At 71.4% G+C, this 5,070-nt stretch carries 7 protein-coding genes; 3 read left to right on the top strand and 4 right to left on the bottom strand.

The genetic code is table 11. The features are described 5' to 3' along the window. Positions 1-878: PepSY-associated TM helix domain-containing protein (locus V7Z97_RS19235; RefSeq protein WP_334165077.1), on the top strand; the 878-nt coding region annotated here is incomplete at its 5' end. Here the strand turns inward: V7Z97_RS19235 and V7Z97_RS19230 are convergent. After that, a complete protein-coding gene (locus tag V7Z97_RS19230; protein ID WP_334165076.1) occupies positions 875-1,018 on the bottom strand; it encodes a hypothetical protein in 144 nt (47 codons plus the stop codon). The two genes, V7Z97_RS19235 and V7Z97_RS19230, sit on opposite strands and share 4 nt — an antisense overlap. A 562-nt stretch (positions 1,019-1,580) precedes the next feature. Here V7Z97_RS19230 and V7Z97_RS19225 point away from each other — a divergent pair. Continuing rightward, positions 1,581-3,275 (top strand): Ig-like domain-containing protein, encoded by a 1,695-nt coding sequence (locus tag V7Z97_RS19225; protein WP_334165075.1) that lies wholly within the window; start codon positions 1,581-1,583, stop codon positions 3,273-3,275. A gap of 241 nt (positions 3,276-3,516) precedes the next feature. On the opposite strand, the gene V7Z97_RS19220 is transcribed toward V7Z97_RS19225, so the two are convergent. From V7Z97_RS19220 to V7Z97_RS19210, 3 genes are read right to left on the bottom strand one after another with little or no spacing between them, the layout of a single operon-like run. Continuing rightward, on the bottom strand, positions 3,517-3,708 hold the full coding sequence (locus tag V7Z97_RS19220) for a hypothetical protein (RefSeq protein ID WP_334165074.1): 192 nt from the start codon (positions 3,706-3,708) through the stop codon (positions 3,517-3,519). 4 nt (positions 3,709-3,712) lie between these two features. Next, positions 3,713-3,826, bottom strand: a complete 114-nt coding sequence (locus V7Z97_RS19215; protein ID WP_334165073.1) for a hypothetical protein — start codon at positions 3,824-3,826, stop codon at positions 3,713-3,715. A 12-nt stretch (positions 3,827-3,838) separates the two neighbouring features. Further along, positions 3,839-3,961, bottom strand: coding sequence for a hypothetical protein (locus tag V7Z97_RS19210; RefSeq protein ID WP_334165072.1), 123 nt, complete (start codon positions 3,959-3,961; stop codon positions 3,839-3,841). Positions 3,962-4,168: 207 nt separating this feature from the next. Here V7Z97_RS19210 and V7Z97_RS19205 point away from each other — a divergent pair. After that, a partial coding sequence (locus V7Z97_RS19205) for a response regulator transcription factor (protein ID WP_334165071.1) occupies positions 4,169-5,070 on the top strand: 902 nt, incomplete at its 3' end.

The raw sequence follows: 5,070 nt of genomic DNA, 5'->3' as shown, positions 1-5,070 counted from the left end.
GCCAGCGGTTCTGGGGCCGGCCCTCGCTCAGCCGCGAGAACCTGCTGCCGTTCCTGTACAAGCTGCACTACTCCCTGACCCTGCCGTTCGTGAACGGCGTGGACGTGGGCGTCTGGCTGATGGGCATCGTCGGGATCGCCTGGACGATCGACTGCCTGGTGGCGCTGTGGATCTCCTTCCCCAAGGCCTCGGTGTGGAAGAAATCCTTCGCCTTCCGATGGCGGGAGGGCGGCTACCGGCTGACCTTCGACCTGCACCGGTCGGGCGGAGTGTGGCTCTGGGGTCTCCTGCTGGTGCTGGCGGTCACCTCGGTGTCCATGAACCTCGGACCCCAGGTGACGCGGCCGGTCGTGGGGCTGTTCTCACAGCTTTCGCCGGACCCCTTCTCGACGCGTCAGGCGCGGGCGTTCGACGAGCCGGCGCTGCCGGCCATATCGCGCGAGCAGGTCGTGGAGATCGCCCGGGCTGAGGCGCAGCGCCGCGGCTGGTCCGCGCCGGCGGGCGGGGTGTTCTATTCGCCGATGTACGACGTCTACGGCGTCGGCTTCTACGAGGTCGGCGACGACCACGGCGACGGCGGTCTCGGCAATCCGTGGCTCTATTTCGATGGCGCGACGGGAGCGCCGGCCGGGGCGCTGACGCCTGGCCGGGGCTCGGCCGGCGACATCTTCATGCAGGCGCAGTTCCCGCTCCACTCGGGCCGCATCCTGGACGTGCCGGGTCGCGTACTGGTCTCGTTGCTGGGACTGGCGGTGGCCGGGCTTTCTGCCACCGGCGTGATCATATGGGCCCGGAAGCGGCGCAGCCGGGTGCGGCGCCGCCGCGCCGTCCCTGCGCCCGCAACCGTCGTAGCGACGGCGCGGGAAAGCGCCGGCTAGCCCTGGCCGTAGAGGATCAGGCTGCTCAGGTCGTCGCCGCGGGCGGCGGTGACGGCGCGGTGCGGGCGGACGTCGGGTCGGTGGACCACCTTGCGGCGGCGGTAGACGACCTGGAAGGCGCGGGGGGTTCTGGTCTTCACGGCGGGCTCCTTGCGCGCTCAGGCGCACTGGGACTGAAGGGCGCGCACCCGGACAGGGTCCGGGCGCCACATGGGGAACTGGTCGCGTTCCAGGCGCTCGAGCTCGCGGGCGTGGAGCGTCCGGGGGTGCGGGAACTGGAAGGGGGCGGGACCGGCCGAGACGGCCCGGCGGCCGCCCTCGAAGGGGCGAAGGCGGCGCGCGAGGCCGCGGAAGATCCGGGCGGAACGACGAACTTTCGCTGAGTCAAGTGGCCGGGTCAAAAAAGTATCTCCTCGAACTGGGCCGTAAAAAGCGTGGCCACGAAGGCGGTTCCGCTTCCGCGATCACGGCTGCGTTGACGGTGGCCACGAATCCCGCGGGGCGACATGCCGCAGGGTCGCCTGCCGAGGGCCAACGGCGTTCGGCGCGGGGTGCGACGGCGGGTCGCGTGGCCTTCCGCCCCGATCCGGCGTGGGTGCGCGCCCGACGCAGAAGCGCTGAAAACACAACATCTTAGCTTGGCCATGACGCGGCCGGGCGCTGGCGCCGGACGGGGCGCACGCAAAGAGGGTTCAAGAGAACATGTCCGACGCCGTGATCACCCGGACCTATGGGGCCGATGTCCGCTCGCCGATCGCCGCCGCCAGCTACACCGGCGCCGTGGGTGTGTTCGAGAACGGCGCCGCCTCGGTGGATTCCTCGATCTTCAAGCAGGGACAGGTGACGGTCTACGGGTGCGGCGGCGACGCTGTGCTGACGCTGAACACCAGCACCTCTCTGACCCTGCAGGTCGTCAGGACCGGGGACGCGGTGAGCGTCAGCTTCAACCTCACCACCCTGCTGGACGTGGGCGTCACCAAGGCCGGTGGCGCGGCGAACAATTTCAGCGCGGGTCTCGCGGTCACGGGCGACTTCACCTTCAAGGCCCCCGCCGCCAGCTACTGCCAGGACGTGAAGACCTGGTGCGGCGAGATCGTGAGGACCTGCGGCGACGCTGGCTACGGCGGTGGGTCGAGCGGCGGGATCACCGCCGCCAAGCCGGGCGTGGTTGTCAACGCCACCTCCTCCCTCTGGTTCGGCGACGCGGGCTCCGGGGGCTCGGGCGCCCTGATGCTGGGGCAGAACAAGGTCGACCTGTTCTCCGGCGCGACCGTGTCGGACGGCGACGGTTCGGACTCCGTGGCGGCGACGACGGTGGGCGCCTTCGCGCTCGGCATGGCGCTGTCGGCGGAGCGCCGCGGCGGCGATCCGATGCAAGGCTTCTCCGACGCGGACCTGGCGCTGCTGAAGACCCTGGGTCTCGCCGCCGGCGCCATGTCGGCCGACCCGTCGGAGGCTCAGGCTCTGAAGAGTGCGCTGGCGGCCACCTACGCCGGTGTCGGGCTGGCGGCGGATTACGCGGGCAAGGCGCTGGCCATGGCGGCCGTGGCGCCCACCGACGTGGCGCTCGCCGCGCGGAGCGATTCCGGCGTGAAGGGCGACGGGATCACAAACCTCCGCCAGGTCCAGGTCGAGGGCCAGGCCGGCGCCCATTCGACGGTGAAGGTCTATGACGGCGATAGGCTGGTGGCCAGCGGCCAGGCCGATCGCACCGGGGCCTTCCACCTGACCACCTCCTCCCTGGGCGATGGCGAGCACAGCCTGACGGCGGTGGCGACGGACGCGGCGGGCGTCACCGTGCGCGGCGAGGCGGTGGCTGTGACGGTGGACACCCGGGGGCCCGGCGCTCCGGCCGTGACCGGCCTGACCCCGGAGGCGGTGCGCGGCGAGGCCGAGGCGGGCGCCCGGGTCACGATCTACGACGGCGGCCGGGTCGCCGGCGTCGTGGAGGCGAACGCGGACGGCAAGTGGAGCCTGGCCTATGCGGTGACGGACACGGCGGTGCACAGTTTCACTGCCACGGCCTCGGATGCCGCCGGCAACACTGCCCACACCCCGGGGGTGGCGATGATCACCAACGCGGCCGTGGGCAGGCTGGTGGGCGGCTTCGGCGCCGATGTGCTGGTGGCTGGGCCTGACGACGTGCTGACCGGCGGCTGGGGCCGCGACACCTTCGTCTTCGACTTCGGCGCGGGGAAGGCCACGGTGACGGACTTCCGGCCCGGGAGCGACGTGATCCGCCTGGACGACGCGCTCGCCGCCGACTTCGCCGCGGTGAAGGCGCATGCCGTGCAGAGCGGGGGCGACGTGGTGATCGCCCTCGACGCAGCCCACACCCTGACCCTCAAGGGGGTGGCGCTCTCCAGCCTCTCGGCCGGCGATTTCCTGTTCGGCTAGCCCTTGCCTGAGCGGACGGTACGAAAGGCCGCACCGCTTCTCCCCAGAATGGGCCGTCACGCGGGTTGCGCGTTCCTGTTGCGCTACGCACTTGAAGGTTGCGTAATGGCAGAGGACGAGTCGCGAGAAACGCGCATGGCGATGGTGATGCTTCGAGTGACCGGTCTGGCGACGGCGCTCGCCCTGTGCGCCGCCTTCTGGGTGATGGTCGCCCGGGCGCTCGCCGGGGGCGGCTAGCCGCTCAGGCCGCGCGCAGCTTCGCCACGCAGGCCCTCAGCAGCGCCGTGCGGCCCGGGTCGAGGCCGGGCGAGGCCAGTTCTTCCTGCGCACCCCGCAGCGGCTCGCCGAAGTGACGCACGCCGAGCCGCCAGATTTCCGCGCGCACCGCCTCTGGCGGGACGCCGGCGCGGCCGAGCCAGTCGAACAGCCCCATGCGGCTAGCCCTTCTTCCGTTCGGGATTCAGCACGGAGACGACCTGCACGGCCGGCTTCGCCTTCGGCGCCTTCGGCTTGCGCACTTCGCGGTTGGACCGCTTCTGACCTTTGGCCATGGGTGATGCGTCCTAGCGGGTGCTGCGGGTGTCGTTCAGGACAGGGCGGCGCGGAGCAGGGCCCTGGGTCGACGTCGAGCGTGTGTCGACGAGCGTGCGCCGGATGGGCGGCGGCAGGCGGCTGGGGGTGGTCATGAGGTGGCCCTCTTGGGCCGGGGGCCCGGCGCGGAGGGATCCACGGTTGGGGCTCGAGGCGGGTGCACCCTAGCACGTCCGGCGCGTCGGCGCGCGGGCTCGTTCCGGTTGTCACTCCGCATACACCGATACTTAAGCGTGAGCGTGGAGAGTGGGGAGGAGCCTGTTTTGACCGGCGCGCCCAGCGCCCAGCCGCCGCGTGAGCCCATGACCGCCGAAGCCATGCCCCGCCTCCTCGTCGTCGACGACACCGAGGACAACCGGATCATCCTGAACCGCCGCTTCACCCGCCTCGGCTACGAGGTGGTCGAGGCGGTCGACGGCCTCTCCGCCCTGAACCTGATCGCTCGCGAGCCCTTCGACGTGGTGCTGCTGGACATCATGATGCCGGGCATCGACGGCCTGGAGGTCCTGCGCCGGGTGCGCGAGACCCACTCCGAGAACCAGCTGCCGGTGATCATGGTCACCGCCAAGTCGGCCAGCGAGGACGTGGTCGAGGCCCTGCTGATGGGCGCCAACGACTACGTCACCAAGCCGGTGGACATGGAGGTCGCCGCTGCGCGGGTAGAGATGCAGCTGCGCCGCAAGCGGGCGGAGGACCACTCCCGGGCCGCCTACCGCGAGCTCGAGCAGACGCTGACCAGCCTGCAGGGCTCCATCGAGCAGGCGCAGAACAAGCAGGCGGCGCTGGCCGACCTGGGCCCCGAGGTCCGCGGGCCGCTGGACGGCCTGCTGGGCGCGGCCAAGGTGCTGACCAAGGTCTGCGACACCCCGGACCTCAAGAAGATGATCGCGGTGATCGAGACCGCCGCCCAGTCGCTCGACAGGCTGGTCGCCGAGGCGGTGCTCGACGAGCCGCCGCCTGCGCCCAAGGCCAGGAAGGGCAAGGCCGCCCCGGCCCCGCCGCCGCGCAAGGTGAGCGTGCTCTCGGCCGACGCGGATCCTGCGCGGCGCCACGGCGTCCGCCTGGTGTTCGCCGAGGCCGACGTGGACATCGAGCTGTCGGAAGCCCATTCGGGCGCCGAGGCCGCCCAGATCGCCGCCAGCCGGCCCTTCGACCTGATCCTGATGAACGTGGAGATGGGCGACGGCCTGAACGGCATCCGCGT

It is taken from the genome of Phenylobacterium sp., from assembly GCF_036821595.1.
Taxonomy (GTDB): Bacteria; Pseudomonadota; Alphaproteobacteria; order Caulobacterales; family Caulobacteraceae; genus Phenylobacterium.
Note: the sequence above shows the minus strand (reverse complement) of the source record. Positions and strands in the feature narration are given on the sequence as shown.

What these genes read in the sequence shown, in the direction of transcription:
- V7Z97_RS19220 (WP_334165074.1), bottom strand. Translation starts at nt 3,708, where the DNA reads ATGGGGCTGTTCGACTGGCTCGGCCGCGCCGGCGTCCCGCCAGAGGCG.
- V7Z97_RS19210 (WP_334165072.1), bottom strand. Translation starts at nt 3,961, where the DNA reads ATGACCACCCCCAGCCGCCTGCCGCCGCCCATCCGGCGCACGCTCGTC.
- V7Z97_RS19215 (WP_334165073.1), bottom strand. Translation starts at nt 3,826, where the DNA reads ATGGCCAAAGGTCAGAAGCGGTCCAACCGCGAAGTGCGCAAGCCGAAG.
- V7Z97_RS19225 (WP_334165075.1), top strand. Translation starts at nt 1,581, where the DNA reads ATGTCCGACGCCGTGATCACCCGGACCTATGGGGCCGATGTCCGCTCG.